The 23,860-nt window shown below is 40.9% G+C and carries 19 protein-coding genes; 9 read left to right on the forward strand and 10 right to left on the reverse strand.

Annotation, left to right across the window (positions count from 1 at the left end):
- The first annotated feature begins 44 nt into the window (after window positions 1-44).
- Window positions 45-1,037 carry a zinc-binding dehydrogenase gene (locus R7M72_RS17030; protein ID WP_213971017.1) on the forward strand — a complete coding sequence of 331 codons (993 nt, stop codon included), beginning with the start codon at window positions 45-47 and terminating at the stop codon, window positions 1,035-1,037.
- Window positions 1,038-1,184: 147 nt separating this feature from the next.
- On the opposite strand, the gene R7M72_RS17035 is transcribed toward R7M72_RS17030, so the two are convergent.
- From R7M72_RS17035 to R7M72_RS17050, 4 genes are all read right to left on the reverse strand, one after another.
- The gene (locus tag R7M72_RS17035; protein ID WP_054577002.1) at window positions 1,185-2,087 is read right to left on the reverse strand and encodes a homocysteine S-methyltransferase family protein; all 903 of its coding nucleotides are present in this window, start codon (window positions 2,085-2,087) and stop codon (window positions 1,185-1,187) included.
- A 276-nt stretch (window positions 2,088-2,363) separates the two neighbouring features.
- Window positions 2,364-3,098 (reverse strand): amino acid ABC transporter ATP-binding protein, encoded by a 735-nt coding sequence (locus R7M72_RS17040; protein WP_005377326.1) that lies wholly within the window; start codon window positions 3,096-3,098, stop codon window positions 2,364-2,366.
- 14 nt (window positions 3,099-3,112) lie between these two features.
- Window positions 3,113-4,060, reverse strand: coding sequence for an amino acid ABC transporter permease (locus R7M72_RS17045; RefSeq protein ID WP_005377325.1), 948 nt, complete (start codon window positions 4,058-4,060; stop codon window positions 3,113-3,115).
- A gap of 135 nt (window positions 4,061-4,195) precedes the next feature.
- Complete coding sequence (locus R7M72_RS17050) at window positions 4,196-4,984, reverse strand: transporter substrate-binding domain-containing protein (protein WP_005377324.1); 789 nt, start codon at window positions 4,982-4,984, stop codon at window positions 4,196-4,198.
- 461 nt (window positions 4,985-5,445) lie between these two features.
- Here R7M72_RS17050 and R7M72_RS17055 point away from each other — a divergent pair, with 461 nt between their 5' ends.
- Window positions 5,446-5,790 (forward strand): DUF3316 domain-containing protein, encoded by a 345-nt coding sequence (locus tag R7M72_RS17055; RefSeq protein WP_005377323.1) that lies wholly within the window; start codon window positions 5,446-5,448, stop codon window positions 5,788-5,790.
- A gap of 609 nt (window positions 5,791-6,399) precedes the next feature.
- Here the strand turns inward: R7M72_RS17055 and R7M72_RS17060 are convergent.
- Window positions 6,400-7,374 carry a porin gene (locus R7M72_RS17060; protein WP_025768142.1) on the reverse strand — a complete coding sequence of 325 codons (975 nt, stop codon included), beginning with the start codon at window positions 7,372-7,374 and terminating at the stop codon, window positions 6,400-6,402.
- 140 nt (window positions 7,375-7,514) lie between these two features.
- Complete coding sequence (locus R7M72_RS17065) at window positions 7,515-8,438, reverse strand: LysR family transcriptional regulator (RefSeq protein WP_017821684.1); 924 nt, start codon at window positions 8,436-8,438, stop codon at window positions 7,515-7,517.
- A gap of 378 nt (window positions 8,439-8,816) precedes the next feature.
- On the opposite strand from R7M72_RS17065, the gene R7M72_RS17070 reads away from it, so the two are divergent.
- From R7M72_RS17070 to R7M72_RS17080, 3 genes are all read left to right on the forward strand, one after another.
- Window positions 8,817-9,986 (forward strand): efflux RND transporter periplasmic adaptor subunit, encoded by a 1,170-nt coding sequence (locus tag R7M72_RS17070; protein WP_318056265.1) that lies wholly within the window; start codon window positions 8,817-8,819, stop codon window positions 9,984-9,986.
- A 12-nt stretch (window positions 9,987-9,998) separates the two neighbouring features.
- Window positions 9,999-13,139, forward strand: coding sequence for an efflux RND transporter permease subunit (locus R7M72_RS17075; protein WP_054579511.1), 3,141 nt, complete (start codon window positions 9,999-10,001; stop codon window positions 13,137-13,139).
- Between the two features lie 145 nt (window positions 13,140-13,284).
- The gene (locus R7M72_RS17080) at window positions 13,285-14,214 is read left to right on the forward strand and encodes a LysR family transcriptional regulator (protein WP_054579510.1); all 930 of its coding nucleotides are present in this window, start codon (window positions 13,285-13,287) and stop codon (window positions 14,212-14,214) included.
- A gap of 1,229 nt (window positions 14,215-15,443) precedes the next feature.
- On the opposite strand, the gene R7M72_RS17085 is transcribed toward R7M72_RS17080, so the two are convergent.
- A complete protein-coding gene (locus R7M72_RS17085; RefSeq protein WP_318056266.1) occupies window positions 15,444-16,343 on the reverse strand; it encodes a LysR family transcriptional regulator in 900 nt (299 codons plus the stop codon).
- Between the two features lie 112 nt (window positions 16,344-16,455).
- Here R7M72_RS17085 and eamB point away from each other — a divergent pair, with 112 nt between their 5' ends.
- From eamB to queC, 3 genes are all read left to right on the forward strand, one after another.
- Window positions 16,456-17,040: a cysteine/O-acetylserine transporter gene (gene eamB, locus R7M72_RS17090; RefSeq protein ID WP_005388201.1), complete on the forward strand. Its 585-nt coding sequence runs from the start codon at window positions 16,456-16,458 to the stop codon at window positions 17,038-17,040.
- Window positions 17,041-17,348: 308 nt separating this feature from the next.
- Window positions 17,349-17,687 (forward strand): helix-turn-helix domain-containing protein, encoded by a 339-nt coding sequence (locus tag R7M72_RS17095; RefSeq protein ID WP_005388200.1) that lies wholly within the window; start codon window positions 17,349-17,351, stop codon window positions 17,685-17,687.
- A gap of 67 nt (window positions 17,688-17,754) precedes the next feature.
- Window positions 17,755-18,411: a 7-cyano-7-deazaguanine synthase QueC gene (gene queC, locus R7M72_RS17100; RefSeq protein ID WP_005377298.1), complete on the forward strand. Its 657-nt coding sequence runs from the start codon at window positions 17,755-17,757 to the stop codon at window positions 18,409-18,411.
- Window positions 18,412-18,720: 309 nt separating this feature from the next.
- Here queC and queE read toward each other — a convergent pair whose 3' ends face one another.
- A complete protein-coding gene (gene queE, locus R7M72_RS17105; RefSeq protein WP_031777254.1) occupies window positions 18,721-19,371 on the reverse strand; it encodes a 7-carboxy-7-deazaguanine synthase QueE in 651 nt (216 codons plus the stop codon).
- Between the two features lie 216 nt (window positions 19,372-19,587).
- Here queE and R7M72_RS17110 point away from each other — a divergent pair, with 216 nt between their 5' ends.
- Complete coding sequence (locus tag R7M72_RS17110) at window positions 19,588-20,397, forward strand: Cof-type HAD-IIB family hydrolase (RefSeq protein ID WP_315957058.1); 810 nt, start codon at window positions 19,588-19,590, stop codon at window positions 20,395-20,397.
- A gap of 160 nt (window positions 20,398-20,557) precedes the next feature.
- Here R7M72_RS17110 and R7M72_RS17115 read toward each other — a convergent pair whose 3' ends face one another.
- Window positions 20,558-22,003 (reverse strand): bifunctional NUDIX hydrolase/phosphatase PAP2 family protein, encoded by a 1,446-nt coding sequence (locus R7M72_RS17115; protein WP_053304405.1) that lies wholly within the window; start codon window positions 22,001-22,003, stop codon window positions 20,558-20,560.
- Window positions 22,004-22,387: 384 nt separating this feature from the next.
- Window positions 22,388-23,719 carry a trypsin-like serine protease gene (locus R7M72_RS17120; protein WP_031781180.1) on the reverse strand — a complete coding sequence of 444 codons (1,332 nt, stop codon included), beginning with the start codon at window positions 23,717-23,719 and terminating at the stop codon, window positions 22,388-22,390.
- Window positions 23,720-23,860 lie beyond the last annotated feature (141 nt).

Raw genomic sequence — 23,860 nt, forward strand, 5'->3', positions numbered from 1 at the left:
GAGTTAGTATGACTTTCGACCATTCTTAATAATGAGGAAAACCTATGAGAGCGATAACTTACCAACGAGATAACGATACTTTCTCTTTATCCGAATTACCTACACCAAAACTAGAAACCCAATTTGATGTATTGGTTAAAGTTAACGCTGTTGGTTTGAACCCTGTCGATGCAAAAATTCATTATTGGTCAGACATGGTCACTAACATGGGTAACAATTTTGTTGGCGGGTTAGACGTATCAGGAGAAATAGTCTCTGTAGGCGATGCGGTCGTTGATTGGAAGGTTGGCGATAAAGTGTTGTATCACGGAAACATGAGACGCCATCACGGTGGATTCGCTGAATTTGCTATCCATGATTCAAGAACGCTCATAAAGCACCCTCAGGTTCCGGTTGAAGTGGCAGCATCTACACCTTGCGCAGCCTGGACCGCATATCGCGCTTTGGTAGACAAGCTCGATATTTCAAATCGAAGCAGCATTTTTATCGCCGGAGGTGCTGGCGGCGTTGGAAGCTTTGCTATTCAGTTAGCAAAGACATTTGGTGTTGAACAGATCATTGCTACTAGTTCAGAAGCTAATCACGCATATTTGTCCTCGTTAGGAGCAACCCATACGATTGATTATCATCATGAAGATGTAGTTCAACGAGTAATGGACATTACCGGAAATCATGGCGTTGAGGTTGCACTCGATTGTGTAGGCGGTGATAACGACCGAATTGCAGCCTCGGTGTTAACCTTTGAGGGAGAAATGGTGGAGCTCGTCAAGACTGTCGACCCTTCTCAATATCCAGATGCCTTCTTAAAAGGCTTGGGCTTCCACCAAATAAGTTTGGGCTCTGGTCATGTCTTTGGCGAGAGAGGGTTTGCAAGTATCGTTAATGCCGGAAAGGAAGTGTCTGAGCTATTAGAAAATGGAGAATTGGAAGTACCGAAACTGAAGATCATCGGCTTAGAGGATGTAGGTAACGCACTCTTGGACATGCGAAATCAGAGAACAGTTGGAAAGATTGTCGTTAATCTGAACCAAAAATAATTAATAAAAATCTCGAGGCACACTGGCAAAGTAATGAGCAAGTTAAAGCATCTTGTTACTTTGCCAGATACGAAAGACTTTTATTTTATCTATAACGATGAATGAAAAACAAAATCTCTTGTCATGCTTCCCTGCACTTCACCAAAATTAGGCGTTTTCGAGAGTGTCTCTCCAAGCCGCTAGCAATTTAATATGACGTGGTTCAATCCCACAGCAACCACCAATAATGCTTGCTCCCTGCGCATGCCACTTTTTAGCATACTCAAGATATTCAGTCGGAGAGAAATGGCGAACTTCCTGAATGGTCTCGTTGGCTTGGTGCGCTTGCTTTATCGGAGCAAAGCTATTTGCGAAAGCACCTATCGTCAATTCTCTACCTGACTCACTCAATACTGCTTGTGTATCTATGATCGCTTGCTCGACAACTTCAGGAATAGAGCAATTGAAAAAGATACCTGAAACATTTGTTTTCAACAGCGTATTAACCGCGACTTTAAGAGATTCCCCTGAGCGAAGGCGAGCCAAAGAGTTAGGCTCATCCATTAAGGTGAAAGCAAGATAATTGGGCTTATCTGTTTTGGCTAAAATTATTGATAGAACTTCAACTTCAGCGAGGCTAGACACGGTCTCAGCTAACCAAATATCAACATATTGATCTTGCGCTTCAAATAACTCAGAAGCCACTTCCAGTGCCCTTTTCGGCTCGAATAATTCAGGCCTGTAAGACCCCATTACAGGAGGAAGAGAACCCGCAACGAGCACTCTATCGTTAGAGCTGGTGACTACATCTCTTGCAATTTTGGCTGCAGATTTTGCTAACTCAGTCCCCCGTTTTGCATAGAGTTCCTCGCCTAAGTGAAATGGAACACATGCATAACTGTTGACAGTGATAATCTCTGCGCCAGCGTCTATGAAATTCTCATGTGCCATTTTTACATATTGTGGTGATTCAATTAGCGCTTGTGCACTCCAAAGCGGCTGAGAAAAAGGGGCGCCAATACGTTTTAACTCTCGCCCCATGCCACCATCTAAAATTGTTACTTTCTTCATTTAGACATCCATACCGCCAAACATCCATAAGCTCTATTCAAACACAATTTTTATCAATTCAAAATGAAATTGTTATGTTTAAAGTGAACAAAAACTTAATGGCTGATTAAACACTCTAGTATTTACCAGACCTTTCATTCGGACCAAGATAATGTTATCGCCATTAACTTCGAGTAAAAAGCCCATTATCTATGTCTCTCGGCGAGGCGGGCGTTACGAGCCACAATAGTGCATGAAGTGATTGAGGGACTAACCCTCAATCAAATTTTCTTTTTATTATAAGACCTTAGATAAAAACTTCTGTAATCTAGGATTGGAGGGGTTATCAAAAAATCGCTCAGGAGAGTCAGAAACCAAAAGCTCACCATCTTCCATAAACAACACCCTATCAGCGACCTCTTTTGCGAAACCCATTTCATGAGTAACCACGACCATGGTCATTCCGTCCTTGGCCAAATCTTTCATCACATCAAGAACTTCTCCAACCATTTCAGGGTCTAGTGCTGATGTGGGTTCATCAAACAACATAATGTTGGGCTTCATTGCTAACGCACGAGCGATTGCGACGCGCTGCTGCTGTCCGCCTGATAAATGATTAGGATAATTATCCATTCTCTCCGACAGACCAACTTTATAAAGCAAATCTTTTGCTTCTTTCTTCACCGATTCAGGGTCACGTTTAGAAACCTTTAAAGGTGCCAACATGACGTTCTCTATCGCCGTTTTATGTGGAAAAAGGTTGAAGCCTTGAAATACCATGCCCACATCAGCGCGTAGTTTATTGATATCCGTAGATTTGTGGTACATATCGATACCATCTACGATTATAGACCCACTATTTATTGTCTCTAATTGATTAATCGTCCGTAAGAATGTTGACTTACCAGAACCTGACGGTCCTACGATGACAATCACTTCCCCTTTTTCTACATTTACCGATACGTCCTTGAGCGCATGGCAGCCATTAGGGTAAATTTTATTAATTGTTTTTGCTGAAATAATGTATTCCATTAATGACTCCACCATTAATCACTTGCTGCCAATTTCTTTTCTAACGTTTGTATAGCCCAAGATAAGGTACTAGTCAGAAGCAAATAAAGGGCCGCTACGGTAAACCAAACTTCAAATGGGGCAAAACTACCACTTACGACTTCCCTGCCCGCTTTTGTCAGATCAGTAATCGAAATCACGGAGACAAGTGAGGAATCTTTTATCAGGTTGATAAACTGCCCGGCTAAGGGAGGTAATGTCTGCTTAAACGCTTGAGGTAAAATGACATAAATCATCGCTTTGGGATAATTCATTCCTAGTGAACGCGCCGCTTCCATTTGTCCTCTTGGGATTGACTGGATTCCTGACCGCACAATTTCTGCGACATAAGCGGCGGTAAACACGGAGAGCGCTATCACTCCCGCAGTAAAACGCTCAAGGTCAAGCACAGTACCAATAAAGAAGTAAACGATAAAAATCTGTACTAAAAGAGGCGTTCCACGAATGACCTCGACATAAACAAGCGCCAGCTTTTTTAATGCCGGATTGCTGGATATGCGCATTAGTCCAACAACTAAGCCTAACGCTAGAGCAATGATAAGTGACCAGAGTGAGATTTTAATGGTCGTCACAACACCATCTAAAATTGGGCCAGAGCGCCACTCTTTTATAGTTGCTAAGGTATCTCCTTCAAAAATAAGATCACCTTCATAGACGTCCACAGACTTATATTGGCTTAGTTCAAGAACAATATCACCATGAATACTCTCCAGAGCCAGTTGGTTATTCTCGTCGAGAATGATGTTCCCATCGACAGGCGCGGTAATGGATGAAGCAGCGTTAGTGGCAATATAAGGAAGGACACGCTCCCAATTCCAGCTGTAATCGATTCGCTTACCTGACAGATAGACAAGACCGCAAATTGATAGCAAAACAAGAACAAAAACAGCGTTCCACAATAGGGATTTAAAGTTATTTTGCATGTGATTCCGAGAATGACTTTGATTAAAGTTGGTTGGGTATTTGAATAAAGAAAAGCGTTAGCTTCACAGCGCGAACCGTTTGGTTGGCGATGAACCGAGCCAGAAGCTAGCCGCTCCTCTACAATAACAAAATGATTACTTAACTTGCTTTAACCATTTATCGTCGTTAAACCACTTATCGTAAATGCGATCGTAAGTTCCATCGCCCTTAATTTGACGTAAATAGTTGTTTAAGAAGTTAAGCGTATCTGGATTTCCTTGCGGCACAGCCCAACCCAAAGGCTCGTAAGTAAACGGTTTAGCCAAGTGCATTAACTGCCCTTTGTTTTCCGCCACATAAATAGAGTTGTAAGGAAAGTCATAAACAAACGCATCTACCTTTCCGTTGGCAACCTCAAGTACCGCTTCAGACTGAGTTTCGTATAGATTTATCTTAGCTTTCGGAAGGTATCGTTTTACCGCTTGCTCACCCGTTGTCCCAAGCTTAGTTGCAACAACATATTCTGGACTATTGAGATCACGGTAACTAGACACTTTACCTTCATGTTTGAGATCTACGAGAATGGATTGACCAATAACCACATAGGGATCAGCGAAATTCACCTGAGTATTTCGCATAGGTGTGATCGTCATCCCGCCCATAATCATGTGACACTTACCAGTCAACAGTGTTGGGATAATGCCATCCCATGAAGTGTTTACCGGCACAAACTTAACATCCATGGCACGCGCCATTTGTTTACCCAAATCGATATCAAACCCGATGTACTGCCCATTTTTTGCTGTCATTTCAAAAGGCATATACCCAGAATCAAAGCAGACTTTTAGCTCCCCTGTACTTTTGATGTCGTCTAAAATTGGGTCTGCATTAACCGTCGTCGAAACAGCTAACCCCAGTGCAGCAAAACACAATAACTTTTTCATGGATATTCCTTTATCATTTGTTGTAAAGTTTTTTTATACACGACAATAGAATAAAAAACCACAAATAATGACTTTTTAATCACTAGAATTTGTAGAATCGTCACTAAGACGGAAGATCTGAATGAAAATCTATACCAAGGCATTGCAATTGAATTGCATGCATTAAGTGATTAAGTTGTAGGCAGGTCACTATAACGACAACAAACATACGCTTTGACTGAATAGTCAGCGTTTCCGAAAGTGGTTTAATTATTAACGAAACCATACAGATATTCGCTTTTTCACATTGACCGTAATGTCAAAAGTGCTTGAGTTTTATTGTTGACAATTCTTCCATAGTCAATGGTCACAAATGTGATGTACAGCACATTTCTATAATGGCACTATCACCTTTGTCGAGAGATATTAACAAGGATTCGTTGGACATCTTGACTTTGTAATACAAATAAAAAGGTGACTATATGAAAAAACTAATGACGCTCTCATCACTATTATTATTCAGTTTATCTGCTACTGCTGGTATTCATGTCGAACACTCTACAAACAAAGTTGTTCTCAATGACTTTACGACAAAAGATGCCGCTTATAGCTCTGCGTTTGATCTTGTCGATGAATACCAAACGCTATCAAAACATGAACTTAGAAATCGTCTAAACATCATTGGAAGCGGTTTCCCTCGTGATATTGCAATCGATGATAGTAAGGTGAGAGTTGAAGAATACGCACTTAACCGTGATGAAGTTAAATATCGTGCAATCATAAACTTCGATTATCACTTCAGAACAAGTGACGGCGGTAAAAACTAAAAAATCATCTGCACCTTTACTTTCTTAGAGCCCTTCCTATTTTAAGAAAGTAAAGGTGTCTAATCACATTGAAACGACGGCTTTTCATAAATCGCTCTCTCCTTACATAAACAGTATCAATCCCTACCTCTATCGTTTACATAAAAATAATTTTTCCAATCTTCATTGAGATACATTTCGTCGTTTGGCGCTTTATCATTCACTTGGTTCGCCATATGGATTCCACATCACTTAAATGAAAAAGACCCTTGAAATTGAGTTCACTTTTTTATGAAGATTAACTCAACCTAAGATTGACAATTGTCGTTATATTTTTCTCGTTTATAGCAATATATAAAAAACTCTTTTTGTTTTAATTAACCATAAGACGTAAAAATAAAAAAAGGCAACAAGATACTTCTTGTTGCCAAAGAAAAAAATCATCATTCAAAAATATGAAAATGAAAACTAGCAGTGGACTAGCTAACAAAACAATTATATCCAAAAGACTTTAACAAGTAACGATCAATATAATCCATTATATATGGATGAAAATCAGCACTTATAAAATTACACCGATAAATAAAAAAGCCTGAAAATAGTTTCAGGCTTTTTATATTTATTAATTTTTTAGAATGAATATCTCGCAGCTATTGCAAGAATATCGTCTTCATTGTCTACATCTGTAATTCTGTATTCTGCTAGTGCTTTAAAATTAGAAGTCAAATCGTACTCTGCACCTAGTGAGTAGTAATCGACGACGTCTTCATCATCACGCTCTAGATTGTTATAGCCAACAAGTGCCCAAAGCTTATCTGTTATTTCATAAGTGGCAACTGCTTCAATACCGGTGTAATCAATATTACTTTCAGAACCATCTTTAGCCCAGTTTTCACCATCACTGTATAAAACAGAGGCATAAAACTTGTCGTATTCAAATGCAATAGCACCCGTTAGCAGCTCTGCATCTTCTGCACCCGATTGCCCTTCACCTTCGTTGTAACCAAGCGCAACTTTGAAGCCATATGGCAACTTGTAGTCCGCCGCCGCACCATAAGAGGCTGCATCTGTTGACACTTCATCGTTTTCAGCCTGATAGCTAACATGAATATTCAAACCTTCATAGCTTGTCGTTAGCTTAAATACTGAATCGGAGCGACCGGTACCATATAGATCCGCACTTACGCCAGCAGCTTCATTACCAAACTCCGGGAAAATATCCGTGTAGTCAGATACTAAAGTGACCGCACCGTATTGACGTCCATAACTTACTGTTCCGTAATCTGCACCAACTCCTACATAGCCTTTTCGGATATCAAATTCATCATCTTCAATCCCATCAGCATCTCTGCGATTAGACTTAAATTCCAACTCATATAAGCCGAAGGCATAAAGATCTTCATTTATTTTAGACTCACCTGCAAGTCCTACACGAATGTAGCTATTATCTCCGTCTGCATTTTTATCATCAGAGAAATAATACATCCCTTGCGCTCGGCCATGAATATTTAATACTGATTCTTGATCTTCATAAACTACGGCTGAATTTGCAGCACTTGCAGAAAAAAGTGCAGCGATTGCGATCGACGTTCTTGTCATTTTCATTTAATTACCACTACTTGTGTTGTTTGAATCGAGTGAAATTATGAACAGTGGCAATTATTTTTAAAGTGCAAATTCAACCATATTCTATGGATAAATATAAACAAGCCCTCAATCTAAAACATTATGTCCTAGTACTCATATTAGTCGAGATAATCCATCCAAACAGGAGGCGTTCCTATTATTTTTTGAACAGTATCAATGAACAGTTTGGCTAATGGTTGTTGATTTCGGTGAGTATACATTGCATATATTTCCCCTATTGCGGGAAGATTATAATCAGGAAGCAACTGTACAAGATCTTGTTTACTCAAACTCTCCTGAAGAAAGAACTGCCCTATTAAAGCATACCCTAGATCAGATTTTACGGCATCGAGCATTAACTCAGTTTCATTCACGAAGTACTGCCCGTTGATATTATACGTTCTAACGTCGCTTGATGACTGGCTTGGCGCTATACGTAGCTTATCCGCCTTAAAGTTAGCATTAGAGTATATTACTGCTGGCATTTTTATAAGCTCTTCTGGAGAGCTCGGGGTTCCATACTTGTCAATAAAACTCTTCGATGCAACCAGTGCCATATTATTGCTTGCCAACTTACGTACTATCATGTTGGACTCTCGGATTGGTCCGATACGAAACACAACATCAAAACCTTCGTGGATAACATCGACTCGATTATCATCGAGCAGCAGCTCTACAGTAATGTTTGGGTACTGTTTTATAAACTCTTTAACTGCCTGATTTAAGTATGCTCTGCCAAAGAAAGTGGAGCTTGATATTTTCAAGTTACCCTTCGGTTCATCCTGAAATGTAGCAGCAATACTACGAGTTTCGGTTAGAACCTCTCTTACTTTCTTGGCTTGCGCCACCATCTCAACACCTGCATTGGTCAGGGATAGCGAACGCGTGGAACGGTTTAACAGCCGTAAGCCCAATTCATCCTCTAGCTTTTTGATCTGTTTTGACAAAGCTGAACGATCTATATGATTTCTGTCAGCAGCTTTAGCAAAAGTTCCGTATTCAGAGACATCCAGTAGTAATTCAAGTTGGCTTGCGAGATCCACTGCACAATTCCTTATTTAGTTTTTATTCTTTATGTGATGGGAAATGGATTTTACAAAATTAATTTCAATTTTTTATGGTTCAAATTGCATCAGTGAATTGCAAATAATGCACGAATTAAAAACGCTTTAATTTTCGTCGCTATCTTTAGCTTCTGTTTAGTTATTCCTATCTATTATGGCTTATTACATTTAACAATACTCCACGTCTTTAAAACCCTAAACTGACCTTTTTCAAACCAAAATGCGAGCATTTTGACCAATATTTAATCGTGCATTTTTATCACTACTCTATGTTCGCTGAGGGCCTATTTACCCATAGGTACAATGAATACAATGCCGTTCCTTTTAGTATGAACAGAATCATTTAGGGCGCGACAAATGTTAAAGAAAGTTTTCGGCATTGGCCTTTTATCCGTTTTAGCTGCTTGTGCAGACGAAGAGATAACCAAACAACCTAATACTCCCTTACCTACGATAGACGTCTCCAAAGTCATCTATGAGCCCGTTCAATCGTGGTTCACCTTTACAACAAGGCTTCAAGCACCAGAGAAAGTTTCTTTAATGCCACGCGTTTCCGGAGTTATTGAAACGGTAGAGTTCAAAGACGGACAGAGTGTCAACAAAGGCGACTTACTTGTCACTCTTGATGATCGAACCTTCAAAGCTCAGGTCTCACGACTTGAAGCGCAAGTTAAGAGTGCTCGAGCTGCGCTAGAGCAAGCAGCAAACGAACAAAAGAGAGCCGCTCAACTGGTTAAGCGAAAAGCCATCTCAGCGGAACAAGCAGAGGCCCGAGATACCGCAGTAAAGCAACGCTCTGCAGAACTAATGGCTTTGCGTGCTCAGTTAGAATCCGCAAAGTTAGATCTTGAGTTTACGAAGATATATGCCCCTATTAGCGGCACTATTTCAAGAGCATTCATTACTAAAGGAAACAATGTAAACGCAAATCAAAGCGTTATATCAAACATTGTCTCTAACGATCAGGTATATGCATACTTTGATGTCGATGAGCGAACTTGGAACCGTTACTTCTCGACAATCAATGCCGACTCTAACTTACCTACTCGTCTTGAACTATCTGGACAAAATGGGCAGGAGTTTTTTGGACGCGTTGACTTTGTCGACAACTCCATCAACGAAAACACCGGTACTTTGCAGGTTCGAGCGGTATTCGATGCAACAAAATCAAACTTAAAAGTGGGATCGTTTGGCCGAGTTCAGATATCAACAGCCAAACCAGTTGAACGAGTTCTCGTTCCAGAGCGTTCTATTGGCACAGATCTAGAAAACCGCTTTGTATTAACACTCAATGAAGAGAATACGTTGCAATACAGCATCGTAACCTTAGGCGAACGTTACGGAACATTTCGTGCCATCGAGAATGGCTTGAACGCCGACTCAGTTATTGCGGTAAATGGCCCAGCAAAAGTTGGCCCAAATAGCAAAATCACACCAAAAAATGTCACGCTAGATGTTAGCAACACTTCATTGATTATGGCTTCAAACTCAACATCGTTGCCAAACAAACGTTTAGCTCAAGACTAAGAAGACAACCGAATGAAATTTGCACACTTTTTTATTCAAAGACCCATATTTGCCTCTATGTTATCGCTATTGATATTAATAGTAGGCGCAATTTCACTTTTACAGTTGCCTGTGAGTGAATATCCAGAGGTTGTCCCTCCTACAGTGGTAGTTACAGCAAACTATCCTGGTGCGAACCCAAAAGTAATCGCAGAAACAGTTGCTACGCCTCTGGAGCAAGAAATTAATGGTACAGAAAACATGTTATATATGTTTTCGCAGGCAACCAGTGACGGCAGAATGACATTGACCGTAACCTTTGCTTTAGGTACGGACTTGGACAAAGCTCAGGTTCAAATTCAAAACCGCGTCACTACAGCTTTGCCCCGATTACCAGAAGCAGTCCAACGGTTAGGAGTTGTTGCCGAAAAAGCCTCTCCTGATCTCACTATGGTTGTGCATATATATTCTCCAGATTCTAGCCGTGAAGTCAGTTATTTAGCTAACTACGCTAATTTAAACTTGAAAGATGAGATAGCTCGGCTCGGAGGCGTTGGTGATGTGCGCCTTTTCGGTGGTGATGAGTACTCAATGCGCTTGTGGTTAAATCCAGATGAGCTCGCTTCTAGAAATCTAACCGTAATGGACGTTGTCTCAGCCGTCCGATCTCAAAACCAACAGGTGGCAGCAGGCTCATTAGGTGCGCAACCAGCCGCTAATGAAAACCAATTCCAAGTTTTGTTGAACGTAAAGGGCCGTTTGGAGAATATTGATGAATTCAACGACATTGTAGTAAAAGTTGACGAAACAGGGGCTTTGACACGTCTTAAAGACGTTGCACGCGTAGAGCTAGGTCAAAACTCTTATGCACTGCGCGCCTTGTTAAATGGTAAACCAGCGGTGGCGATGCCCGTATTCCAGCGCCCTGGTGCTAATGCTATTGAGCTATCTAATCAGGTTCGTTCAACCATGGACCGTTTACAAACAGCCTTTCCAGCTGGAGTTTCATATGAAATAGCCTACGACCCGACCGTCTTTGTTCGTGGTTCGATAGACGCGGTGGTTCATACTCTGCTAGAGGCAATTGTACTTGTTGTTGTCGTAGTCATTTTGTTTTTGCAAACATGGCGCGCGTCTATCATCCCTATCATTGCGGTGCCTGTTTCATTAATCGGTACGTTCGCCGTAATGCAAATGCTTGGAGTATCGATTAACACGCTTTCGTTGTTTGGGCTTGTTCTCGCCATAGGCATCGTCGTCGATGACGCCATTGTCGTCGTCGAAAACGTGGAACGGAACATCCATAATGGTCTTGCACCACTAGAAGCAACGAAACAAGCAATGACCGAAGTTACCGGGCCAATTATTGCAATTGCTTTAGTATTATGTGCGGTGTTCATCCCGACGACCTTTATTACAGGGTTATCCGGTCAGTTTTATAAGCAGTTCGCACTAACAATTACGATCTCGACGATTATTTCAGCAATTAACTCGTTGACGTTATCGCCTGCTTTATCAGCACTGCTATTACAAGATAAGAACGCAAAACCCGATCGGCTAACCAAGCTATTGGATGCGGTTTTTGGTAAGTATGTTTTTGCGCCATTCAATAGAATTTTTGAGTATAGCTCGAACCAATATCAAGCTCTGGTCAAGAAGCTGATTCGTTTTAGCCTTGTTGTTGTGGTGGTATACATTGCGTTACTCGGGGGAACGGTTTCTCTATTCAAAGCGGTTCCTGGTGGATTCATTCCTCAACAAGATAAGCAGTATTTAGTTGCGATCGCCCAACTTCCAGATGCAGCAAGTTTAGATAGAACAGAGTCCGTTATTAAAGAAATGGAAAACCTCGCGCTGGCAACACCTGGCGTAGCACAAACGATTTCTTTCCCAGGCTTATCGGTTAATGGTTTTACTAACAGTCCGAATAGTGGCATCGTTTTTGTTACGCTTGAGGACTTCGATAAACGAAATGATCCAGCTCTCGGAGCAAATGCGATTGTTGCATCTTTGAATAAGAGCTTTTCAATCATTGATGAAGCCTTCGTTGCGATTTTTCCACCACCACCAATCCAAGGACTTGGCTCAACTGGCGGCTTTAAGCTTCAAATCGAAGACCGTGCGAACAAGGGGTTTGATGAGCTCTTCAAGCAATTGAACTTGGTAATAAGTGAGGCATCAACAAGACCCGAGCTGATGGGATTATATTCCACATTTCGTATACAAGTGCCGCAGATGGACATCCAAATAGACCGTGAACAAGCGATGCTGCAAGGTGTTCCTCTAGAGCAGGTTTTTGATGCGCTTCAAGTTTATTTAGGATCATTATACGTCAATGACTTCAATATGTTTGGTAGAACATACAAAGTGAATGCCCAGGCAGACATGAACTATCGTCTCGAACCTGACCAAATACTTAACTACAAAGTAAGAAATGCTGCCGGACAAATGGTTCCTCTCGGCGCTGTACTGGAGATCATACCCACGATTGGGCCTGACCGCGTGATGCACTATAACGGCTACCCTAGTGCAGAACTAAACGGCAGTCCTGCTTTTGGTTACAGTTCAGATCAAGCCCAAACGGCTATTGAGGAAGTACTGGATCAAAACCTAGCAGAGGGAATGGTTTATGAATGGACTGATGTAACCTACCAGCAGATTTTGGCTGGTAACACGATGGTGTATATATTCCCACTTGTTGTTTTGTTAGTTTTCATGGTGCTAGCTTCGCAGTACGAGAGTTTAAAACTGCCATTCGCTATCATTTTGATCGTTCCTATGACCATTTTTTCTGCACTAGCAGGTGTTTGGTTCATTGGTGGTGACAACAATATATTCACACAAATTGCTTTGATTGTCCTTGTGGCTCTAGCGTGTAAAAATGCCATCTTGATGGTGGAGTTCGCTAAAGAACTTAAAGACAATGGCCAAGATACCTTATCAGCGATTTTGGAAGCATGTCGTTTACGTCTTCGACCGATTCTAATGACATCAATTGCATTTACCGCTGGTGTTATTCCATTAATGATTGGTACAGGGGCCGGAGCGGAAATGCGACAAGCAATGGGTATTGCCGTATTCTCGGGTATGGTAGGCGTAACGGTATTTGGATTACTACTCACACCTGTTTTCTACATGTTAGTGAGTCGAAACAAAAAACGTCAAACACTATAACCATAATATAAATACTCATTTAAATTCATAATAAAGGGAGCTATTGCTCCCTTTTCTTTTGGTTATTAAGTATATTAATAATTTCTAGACAGAGCAGCAGTTATACATGAAACTAATACGCTAATATCTAACTTGGATAAACATTGTGGATTTAGCAAATAAACTACACCTGCTTTTAGAAGTCTCTAAAGCTGGATCTTTTGCAAAAGCAGCAGATGGGATGAATATCGACCGCTCTGTTTTATCTAAACATATCAAGCAGTTAGAAGAGCACTTAGGCGTTAGGCTATTAAACAGAACAACTCGCTCTCTTTCATTAACACAAGTCGGCAAGCAAATAGTTGAAAAAGCAGACCAAATATCTCAACTCCTTGATGATACTCAACAAATAGCGGAGAACTTTCAGACTGAGCCTTCAGGGAAAGTACGAATTTCAAGCTCAACATTATTTGGAAAACTCTATCTACAACCTTCGATAGAGAAGTTTTTACATAAGTACCCAAAAGCAAGTGTTGAACTAATGCTAGATGATCTTCATGTAGACGTGATTAGAAGTAATTTTGATATTGCTTTTCGAATCGGACCTATGAGGGATTCATCAATGGTAGCAAGAAAATTAGCAAAAAATACGACTGCAATCATTGCTTCTCGAAATTTAATTGAAAAACATGGTAACCCAGAAACGCCTGATGAGTTAGTTAAGCTACCTTTTATTATTTATTCAAATGGTAATTTTATTGTCGATAAACTTAAATTCTACGACAAAGAAAAATCAGATGGTTTAGATACATACCCAATATCAGGATCATACATGGTCAATGAAGCTGAGCTAATAATTGAAAGCGTAAAGTCAGGTCTGGGCGCAGCACTCATAGGTCAATTTATGCTTCCTAACAACCTAGAGTCTTCTAATTTAGTTCAACTTTTACCAGAATATGAAACTCAAGATTTTGGTGATATTTATGCCATGTACTCACACCGTCAGCAATCACCATTGGTTAGGGCATTCATTGATATCGTTCAAGAAGAAATTGGCATACCACCAGTATGGGAAAAGCATTTCAATAAAAGCTAGGTGATTCTATTTAACCAAAATTAGCAGAAAATAAAAAATAAAATAAAATCAATAAATTAAACCAGGAATGTTTAATATTCATCGAAGTTTAATGTTAGGTGAATTAAGTTCCATTCTAAATGGCGCTTAATTCACTAAATATAAAAAATTCTTGATTTATAATACTAACAAATCCATCACCTATACGAGTTACGATGTATATTAAAGAAAAACACACCTCGGTCACTAGTTTGTTAGTATATAAAATATCTTATCTTATTTTTTTGGTTATTTATACGTTAGCAACGATTTATTTTAGCGTACAAATGGACAAAAGCACATCGGAGAACTCTCTTATAGAAATGACTCAAATAGCATTTGTGCTTTTTTCATCGTTAATGTGTTTGTATAAATCTAAGGAATATCTTGAACTCAAACACATATTAGTAATAATGTCTTCATTTTTTATGGTTATATTCGTTAGAGAAATGGACTACCACATAGAGCAGTATTTCCCTCACGGTTCATGGAAGTATCCTGCTTGGATTATAATAGTCTCGGTCTGTTATTTTTGTTTTAATAATATAGTTAACATAAAAAATGAGGTAAAACTTTTCATTTCTCATTCTAGCTTCACGACATTAACGATTGGATTTTTTATTGTTTTCTTATTCTCACGATTTGCAGGGTATGGTGATTTTTGGGTCGAGTTCATGGGGAACTCATACAATAGAGACGTGAAAAACTTGGTTGAAGAAAGCTTAGAGTTACTAGGTTACGCGATACTTTTAAACGGTGTTTTACTTATTAAAGTAGAAAATCACTAAGTATAAATAAGAGTTCAGAGCTTGTAGTTCAAGCTTTGAACTTTTTTGGCTAAAAAAAAAGCAGCAAATTATATTTGCTGCAAATGATGAAAAAAACAATATGCGTAAGTTAACTTCCTAGCAATGGATGCGTTAACGAGTTAATAATAACGAACCGTAACAATTAAGTCTCGTTGAAAATAATCCATAAAGAATGGCATTTATTACACTGTTAATTATGTAATCTAATCTAGTTATCACACGCCGTCGTTTTTATATCTTATCTCTTTCCGTCAATAAATAGCTCTTCACATCAGATCCCATTTATCATCCCACAACAGTCGGATTCAAAACAAAGCAATAAAAATCAATAAATTAGAAGTAGCCACTTAAAAAATAAAAAGGAGTAAAAACGAAACTATATCAGATAGAACATATTAAAGATCACCGACTCTGAGTAGAAAGCCGTTCATACTCGTTACGCATACAATCAATAAAGACTTCCATCGCCGGCGTCACACACTTCCCAGAATGATAAGCGCAGAGTGGCTTGATCATCTTTGAAAATTCGGTGAACTCAAGCTCTTGTAAACTGCCCTCTTGCAACTCTTTTTCAACCGTAAAACGAGGTAAGTAAGAGATACCAATATTACTCTCAACGCAATTTTTGATCGTATTAATACTGCTAAGTTCGATCATGTTGTCGATGCTAATATCACGCTCTTGAATAATGCTCTCAAACATCTGTCGAAAAAGGCACTTAGGGCCATTGCTTATAAACCCTAAATCAATATGTTGCTCTCTCTTCTTTAAATCTAGCCCTTTTAAAAGCGGTGAAGCAACCAATACCAGTGGCTCCTGCTCAAACTCGTGGACCTTGAGCGTATCGTCATTACCTACTCGATAAAACACACCTAAATCAGCTTTATCCGCTATCAACTCATCTCGAATCTGATAGCAATTTTGTGATTGCAGAGAGAGTCGGACATTGGGCGCTCTGATCCTGAACTCTTTTAAAACATTAGCCATCTTATAAGCAAGTTGAGTCTCAGCAATCAGCACTTTCAATTCACCGGTCGGCTCCGAGTTTTCTTGCTGTGCTGTTCCCTCAATATTTTCCATCACTCGCGCCAGTTCATAGACGTAAGGCAGTATCTTTTCTCCTGCTTGAGTCAAAACCATCTTACGCCCTATTTTTTCGAACAGCTGCAGAGACAGATCTTGTTCCAACTGCTTGATTTGAAAGGTGACGGTTGATTGCGTGCAATAAAGCTTCTGTGACGCTTTTAGAAACGATCCTTCTTCAACAATAGCTTTAAAAGTAAGAAAGCGTTTTAGATTCATGACTAGACTCCACAACCAACAGTTCAATAAATTAAAAGTCTAAGTTTTAATTTATTCAATTTTTTAATCAATTGTAGCGAAGTATAGTGCAGTAAAAACAGGAGAGATAGAGATGACCGCCATCTACACCGCATTTTTTACTTACGTAATCATTACTTCAATTACACCAGGGCCAAACAACATTTTATCGCTCAGCATCGCGACGCAATATGGACTAAAACGCTCAACAAAAGTGATTTCGGGGATGTTTTGTGGCTATGTTGTTTTGATGCTACTTTGTGGCGCTTTCACGTATAACATGATCAGCCTCTTGCCCGTGATTACACCTTGGCTAACATGGATTGGAGCAGCTTATATTGTTTGGTTGGCTTGGGGGCTTGCTACGAGTGAGATCAAAACTTCATCGGATAATTCTAAAGGTATCAGTTTCTTAACAGGTTTCGGTTTGCAGTTCGTTAATGTGAAAATCATTCTTTATGGAATTACCTCTATTTCTACGTTCGTACTGCCCCACACTCAGAATATCTACTGGATCTTAGCGACTAGCCTCATTCTTGCTTTGATCGCACTTCTTAGCAACGTAGTTTGGGCCGTTGCAGGAAAGCTACTTCAATCGCAATTCCAGAGATATGGCAAAGTCATCAATATGAGCTTAGCAGCAGCTCTGATCTATTGTGCGACACAGTTATTTACTTAAGTATATAGTTGATCATCAAGAACAATATTGCTCTTCAACTTAGACGACTACGTTTATGTGAAGAGCAAATTCTGCTCTACAAATCGCTGCGGTTTCTCGTGCCCTTACTCGCTCCTCCCACTCCTTCATACGGCAGTTTTTGAAGAAGTAGATTCAACGTCACTTAATCAACCTAAAGATACGAAATCTTGTTTAGCTATACATACACGGCCTTGGCGACCTCGGTAATAACTAAGTATTACTTAGTATACACAAATCAGAAAAACTAAGATAATCTTAGTCATCCAAGTCCTTCGTATGAACTTTAAGTGTTGTTTAATAACCCACTCCCAGCCCGCCTTAAGCATGCGCGTAAACAAGCGAATCTGTCCCAAAAAGCACTGGGCATCCGTATCGGCATGGATGATAGTTCTGCAAGTGCAAGGATGAATCAATACGAAAGGGAGCGCCATACTCCCGACGTAAAAACGCTCAAACTTATCGCAGATGAGCTAAACGTGCCTCTAAACTATTTTTTTTGTGAAGATGAAATCACCGCTGAACTTGCTGTGAATCTCCACAAGCTGTCAAATGATGACAAGCAAAGAGTGCTTGAGAGCACAGCCCAGCTGATTGCGGACGCAATCGCCACGAAGTCGAGTACGTAATTGGGATTAAACGCCTAAGAATACGTATCAATACCAAAGAATCAAAGAGCATAACTAAGGGTTCAACATGGCTACAACAAAAGCACTTGTGGTTTTTTCCGGTGGGCAGGACTCTACGACCTGCTTAATCGATGCATTAAATACATATGATGAGGTTCATGCTATAACGTTTGATTATGGCCAGCGTCATTCAGATGAAATAGATATCGCTATCGAATTAGGTAAGCAACTTAACATCAAAAGCCACAAAGTCCTGGATGTAAAATCAATTAATGAGTTAGCGATAAGCTCGCTGACAAGAGACAACATTCCGGTATCTAATGACTTAAGCGACGCTAACGTACCCAATACATTCGTTCCAGGGAGAAACATTCTCTTTCTTACTTACGCATGTATCCATGCTTACCAGCTTGGCATTCAAGACATCATTACGGGAGTCTGCGAAACAGACTTTAGTGGTTACCCTGACTGCCGAGACAACTTTATTCGCTCTCTAAATCTCTCTTGCAATTTAGGTATGGATAAAGCCTTCAATATTAAGACTCCTTTGATGTGGCTTACTAAAGCCGAGACCTGGGCTCTAGCTGATAAGCACAATATGTTGGAGTTTGTCCAAAACAATACTTTAACATGTTACAACGGAATCGTTGGTAAAGGCTGTGGTGAATGCCCAGCGTGCCTACTGCGACAAAGCGGCTTAGAAGAATACTTAGCGAGCAAATAGTCTTTGTTAGCGGTAATAGCGGTGGATAAAACCTTTTGCGTTAGCTTCTAAACGTTTTATCTCAGCGTGAAACTCCAGCCAACAGAGCTTCATTTTGATGCCGCCAGATTGGTGGCATCAATTAAATGCGAAACGATTGTCGAACCAAAGATAGCACCACACCACAACAGCCAACACTGCTTGGCTTTTACAACGCTATAAATTGTTTAGATATATCGACAATGTTTCGATAGCAAAGCTACCAACGGCATTACTCGCGAAACCGGAATTAGATAGAAAAGCTACCTCGAATGATGACGAGTCTCTCGTCTAAGCAATACTCAAATATTTATGAGTTTGAACAGACAAACGCCAATTGCGGGCAATGCACGTATCAATACACAATTGCGTAGCACGAGGCTTCTGGCTAATTGGTTGTAGTGCAATGATAGTCTCAGCCGCTACGTTCGCATTTGCTAAAAGGTCATCAAGGTGGTCGATGTCTTTCTGGGTGCCGACTGGATGCTTAATCTCATTTGCTCGCTCTAACGCGCTATTAAGCACTGGCAATTTACCTTTCATTGCCACTTTTGGTGACACTGTCACCCACGTATTTTCTGAAGTAATCACTTCTGATGTGCCACTGGTTTCAATTTGGCATTGGCACCCCATATCTTCAAACGCCTTTGTTAAAGGGCGCAGATCATAAATACAAGGCTCTCCACCAGTAATCACGATATGCTTAGCATTAAAGCCTTGCTGTTGGTATTGCTCTACGATGTTCTCGGCAGATGCAACACACCAAGTCGGAGAGTCTTCCGTTTTCACCAGAATATCGCCTATTTGACGTTGATCATTCTCATCTGCATACCACGTCTGTTTGGTATCGCACCATGAGCAACCAACCGGACACTCTTGAAGCCGAACAAAAACAGCAGGGACTCCAGTGAAAATCCCTTCCCCTTGGATGGTTTCAAACATCTCATTTAGCTTATACAACGCAGAACTCACTCAACTCATAACATTTCAAGGCGAAGACCATAATGGACACGCGTGTCTAGGTCAATTTAAACCAAAAATTAATTGTTAAAATAGACCATTTTGTAGTTTCATAGCGTAATGAATGCAGGTTTCTGGTTAACGTTAAACCAAGCCTTTTTCACTGACAGATCCCAAAAAACTTTAAGGTAAGAAATGATGTATAAACTGATCGCACTAGATATGGATGGCACGCTACTCGATAGTGATAAAGCCATTTCTGAAGAAAACAAACAAGCGATCGCAAAAGCTCGAGAAGCAGGCGTTACTGTCGTTCTCGCTTCTGGTCGCCCATTAGAAGGAATGCAAGACAAGCTCGACGAACTGAATATCCATTCCGATCGAGATTTTGTTCTTTACTACAACGGTTCGATGGTCAAGAACGTAGGCACAAACGACATCATCCACCAGCAAATCATAGATGGTAAAGCTGCAAAATTGGTGGCGCGAAAAGCCGAAGAGCTAGGTGCGTACGTCCATGCTTTTAGTCAAGTTCATGGTTTAATCACCAACGAACACAACCCTTACACCGATATTGAAGCAAAGATAAATGGCTTAAATGTCACCGAGATGAACTTCGAATCACTAGAAGACGATCATCCAATCATCAAAGCTATGATGGTTGCAGAGCCAAGCAAACTAACAGAAGTTATAGCAGCACTGCCAGCTGAAATGCGCGAAGCGTTTACGGTTGTTCAAAGCGCTCCGTTTTTCCTTGAGTTTCTTAACCCTGCGAGCAACAAAGGTATTGGTGTTGCCGCAATTGCCGAGTATCTGGGAATTAAACCGGAAGAAGTTATCTGTATGGGTGACGCAGAAAATGACCACCACATGCTGAAATACGCTGGCCTTGGTATCGCGATGGCAAATGCAATGGAAGAAACCAAGCAAATCGCTGACTACATTACGGCAAGTAATGATGAGCACGGTGTCGCTAAAGCTATAGAAAAGTTCGTGCTCAATGCATAGCCCTTTCCGCCATGTCTGTTGCGTTAAGCTTCTTACGTTTAACACCCCTAGCCGTCCAAGATAGGCAAGCGGCGTTGTTCGTGGACTAAACGTGTAAAAGCCTTGCTGTAATGCAAGGCTTTGTTTTTACTCAAATACTAATAGATAACAAATACAGCCATCAATCTAGCAACGTTTTGCTCGGTTGGTTTTCACAAGTCAGCTTCCTTGCAAGCAGCATAAATAACAACATTAATAATGGATAATGTAACGTCGACAAGACTAATGACCACAAACCGCTAAACGATACGATATTAGCCGAGTACAAATAGAGTTGATCAACAAGCAACAATGCCAGCGTTACAAAGATCATCTGCCGAGTATCTAAATGTGCTTTCGACTCTTTAAATGTCATGACCAACGCTGATGCAGTGATTAAAATTGCTAGCCAGCGACCAAACACAGGTAATGGCCAGATGACGGAGATGACCGCTGTTGCCGCAGTCATAACGAACCAGACGCCTTTTGAGCTTAGAACTTGATCAACGTTCACATCTTGATTTGTCTCCAGTCGAAGAACATGCCAAGCCACCAAGCTGCCTAACAGCGCGCCAAATAACATATCTAAAATAAAGGCACTGCCGAGGAAAAACTTACCTAACACCACAGTAAGAGTGATGAACACGAAGACTGCCGTTGTTCCATTCAAACCAAAATACTGGGTTCTATGAAACAAGAACGTCAGCACACAAAACCACACAGCGATAGGCAAGCTAGGAAAACTAAAGCCAAAGCTGTGCGTTAACTCCATCATTGGTATATAGACATGTGGGCGCGGTAGCGAAAAGCCTTGTTGAGCGACAAGCACCATAAGCGACGTTGCACTAATTGCGAAAAAGAGTCGGTACACAAACCGGCTACCAAAGCGCATCATGGCAAAAGGAAATAGAAAGAGTAGTACCGTTGGTTCTGTCAGATCTATAACGAGTTTCGAGATCTGACTAGCTACCTCGTAACTCGTTTCTGACAACGCCCCTACCCAACTCTGTAAATCTATCAGCCACGCCAATTCAACCTGACGAAATGAAGGCGCGGATTCGATCAGCTGAGTAACATAAGATACTGATTGCTTGGTAGCTTGATCAAAAAACTGAGTGACTTGTGGCCATTGCTCAGGATAACGATACAAAGATGATGGTAATTCAGATGGGCTAAGCAGCATCGCTGACGCAACTTCTACTCCATAATGAGGGGCAAACCAAATAGGCAGTTCATTTCCACCTAAAGAATTATTCATAGAAAAAGCGATAATGTCAGAGTCTGATATACAGTCGTAAAAAACCGCAGTGTCCGTTCTGCCAAGCTCCTCTCCAACCGTAACCACTATACCGGTTTCTTCCCACGTTTCTCGTTGAGCAGCAACTTGTGGAGACTCACCATCAATAATGGTTCCGCCAGGTAGAGAAATCTTATCCGTTAATACTTCATGAACTAGCACTAACTTGTCATCAGCGCGAACAATACAGAGCGCTCCTTTAACTTCGCTCGCAGTGGCTTTAGCCGTAGAGATCGGTGAAACAGGTAACAAAATAAAACAAAGGATGAGTAATAACAGCTGTCTCAACACAAAATATGACCTTAAATAAACATAATGATAACCAATGAATCATGGCAGTTAATCTTATCTTTTTCGACAAAAATTAAGTAACGAGTTATGCCAAACTGAGTTGATCGCGTAAAACCTGAGCTCAACGCTCACTGGAGAATAATTTAATGCAAACCTGACAAAAATCAGACAAAACATAAAATGTTGATCGCAATTCTGCCAGTTATATAAAGATAACGTCAGGAAAAAGTCATACACATTTTGTGGGTTCTCATAGTTGACACAATAAAAAGGGCTTATTATTCGCAAACAATAAACCCCAGTTATAATAACTATGTACTGATCGTTGAAACCAAGAATGAATCTTATCTCATGGTCAACGAATCAAGTTCACTGGCCCGATAGTTAGTTAGACTTGCAATTCGCATCGCCTACTTTTTGCCAAACACCCCAAGGCCCTGAGTCTGCTGGATTATCACCTTGAGTCCACCACTGCGCTTGCCAAACTTTACCATTCCAAGTAACCGTATCTCCTTTGAGATACACTAAGCTGGCTTGCCATACAGTTGTACAGCTATCTGTGGGAGGCGTTGTCACCGTTTTCGCTTGAGCGGATACTAACGCTTGGTATTGTGTGCTGGTCTTATCAACGTTGAAGTTCAAAGCCACTCTTGCTTCTCCGCTCTGAGTAGCACCAAATTCAACATCAACACGACAACTTGCATTCATTGCTAACGTCGCCTGAGAGCACTGATCATTGGCAATAACAGCTGCATCAGTAACACCCGAAGCAAACGCGCGAACATTTTCCACAGTGAAGGTGGTGCTCCCTGAATTCTGGATAACAAAGCTATGTTGCTGTAACTCCCCAACATTAAATGATGCCAGTGTCTGTTCGGTGGTGTATCCAACAGAAACATTTTCTTTTGGTGGTGTTGCTGTTCCGATAACACCATCGACAAAATTGCGCATAGCAGCGATATCGCTATAAACCCCATACATACCAGGACGAGCACAACCTATTCCCCAACTGACCACACCAAGTTGAGTAATTACACCACTGCGATTAATAACGATTGGACCACCACTATCTCCCTGACAAGAATCTATCCCACCTTGAGGAATACCCGCACAGAATGACACTTCTCCAACCGTTGTGTAGTTGCCACCGGCTTGACGGCAAGTCATATCCGACACAAGTGGGACGTCAACCTCTTGCAATCGAGACGGAGAGCTTCCTCCTTCAGAAGTTCGCCCTAAGCCAGCAACACTAAGCCAATCTCCGATGCTCGCGTATTGCGTTAGACTGCCATTCGCAATCTCAACTGAAGAAACACCTTGAGGCACAGAGTCGAGCTTCAATACCGCGAGGTCATGAGAAAGCGTCGCGCGGCGATATGCCGGGTGCATATGGATCTCACTGACGTTTGCACGAACACCGTCACTACCGTTATAAACAACGCCACCGATTTTAACCGCTATCTGATTCGGAGAATCACCCTCAACACAATGCGCAGCAGTCAGGACGTAACCATTCCCGATATAACTGGCCCCACAATATGATCGGTTACCATAACGACTAACAATTTGGGTGTAGAATTTCCAGTCACGTGGGTCGGCAGTTACTCCGCCTACGATCTGGGGTTGGATAGTATGATTTTGCGTCTGTGACAAATCATCAGCACTTGCGAACATTGGCAAAACGGCTAAAGCAAGTAACGATTTTGTTAGTTTCAAAATATTGTCCTCTTGTTTTTGTAAGCACGATCCTCGTGCTACTAATAAACAAGCAGACAAAAACGCCGATACCAATGTGGGTGCATATCAATTTGTTAACATTGCGAGCAACTTATAGAGAAAAGTCTATTGACGAACTGA

Source organism: Vibrio sp. YT-18 (genome assembly GCF_033337345.1).
GTDB lineage: Bacteria > Pseudomonadota > Gammaproteobacteria > Enterobacterales > Vibrionaceae > Vibrio > Vibrio alginolyticus.

Bases quoted from the DNA above. Each gene is read 5' to 3' on its own strand.
- R7M72_RS17030 (WP_213971017.1), top strand. From the start codon at position 45: ATGAGAGCGATAACTTACCAACGAGATAACGATACTTTCTCTTTATCC.
- R7M72_RS17035 (WP_054577002.1), bottom strand. From the start codon at position 2,087: ATGAAGAAAGTAACAATTTTAGATGGTGGCATGGGGCGAGAGTTAAAA.
- R7M72_RS17040 (WP_005377326.1), bottom strand. From the start codon at position 3,098: ATGGAATACATTATTTCAGCAAAAACAATTAATAAAATTTACCCTAAT.
- R7M72_RS17045 (WP_005377325.1), bottom strand. From the start codon at position 4,060: ATGCAAAATAACTTTAAATCCCTATTGTGGAACGCTGTTTTTGTTCTT.
- R7M72_RS17050 (WP_005377324.1), bottom strand. From the start codon at position 4,984: ATGAAAAAGTTATTGTGTTTTGCTGCACTGGGGTTAGCTGTTTCGACG.
- R7M72_RS17055 (WP_005377323.1), top strand. From the start codon at position 5,446: ATGAAAAAACTAATGACGCTCTCATCACTATTATTATTCAGTTTATCT.
- R7M72_RS17060 (WP_025768142.1), bottom strand. From the start codon at position 7,374: ATGAAAATGACAAGAACGTCGATCGCAATCGCTGCACTTTTTTCTGCA.
- R7M72_RS17070 (WP_318056265.1), top strand. From the start codon at position 8,817: ATGTTAAAGAAAGTTTTCGGCATTGGCCTTTTATCCGTTTTAGCTGCT.
- R7M72_RS17075 (WP_054579511.1), top strand. From the start codon at position 9,999: ATGAAATTTGCACACTTTTTTATTCAAAGACCCATATTTGCCTCTATG.
- R7M72_RS17085 (WP_318056266.1), bottom strand. From the start codon at position 16,343: ATGAATCTAAAACGCTTTCTTACTTTTAAAGCTATTGTTGAAGAAGGA.
- eamB (WP_005388201.1), top strand. From the start codon at position 16,456: ATGACCGCCATCTACACCGCATTTTTTACTTACGTAATCATTACTTCA.
- queC (WP_005377298.1), top strand. From the start codon at position 17,755: ATGGCTACAACAAAAGCACTTGTGGTTTTTTCCGGTGGGCAGGACTCT.
- queE (WP_031777254.1), bottom strand. From the start codon at position 19,371: ATGTTTGAAACCATCCAAGGGGAAGGGATTTTCACTGGAGTCCCTGCT.
- R7M72_RS17110 (WP_315957058.1), top strand. From the start codon at position 19,588: ATGTATAAACTGATCGCACTAGATATGGATGGCACGCTACTCGATAGT.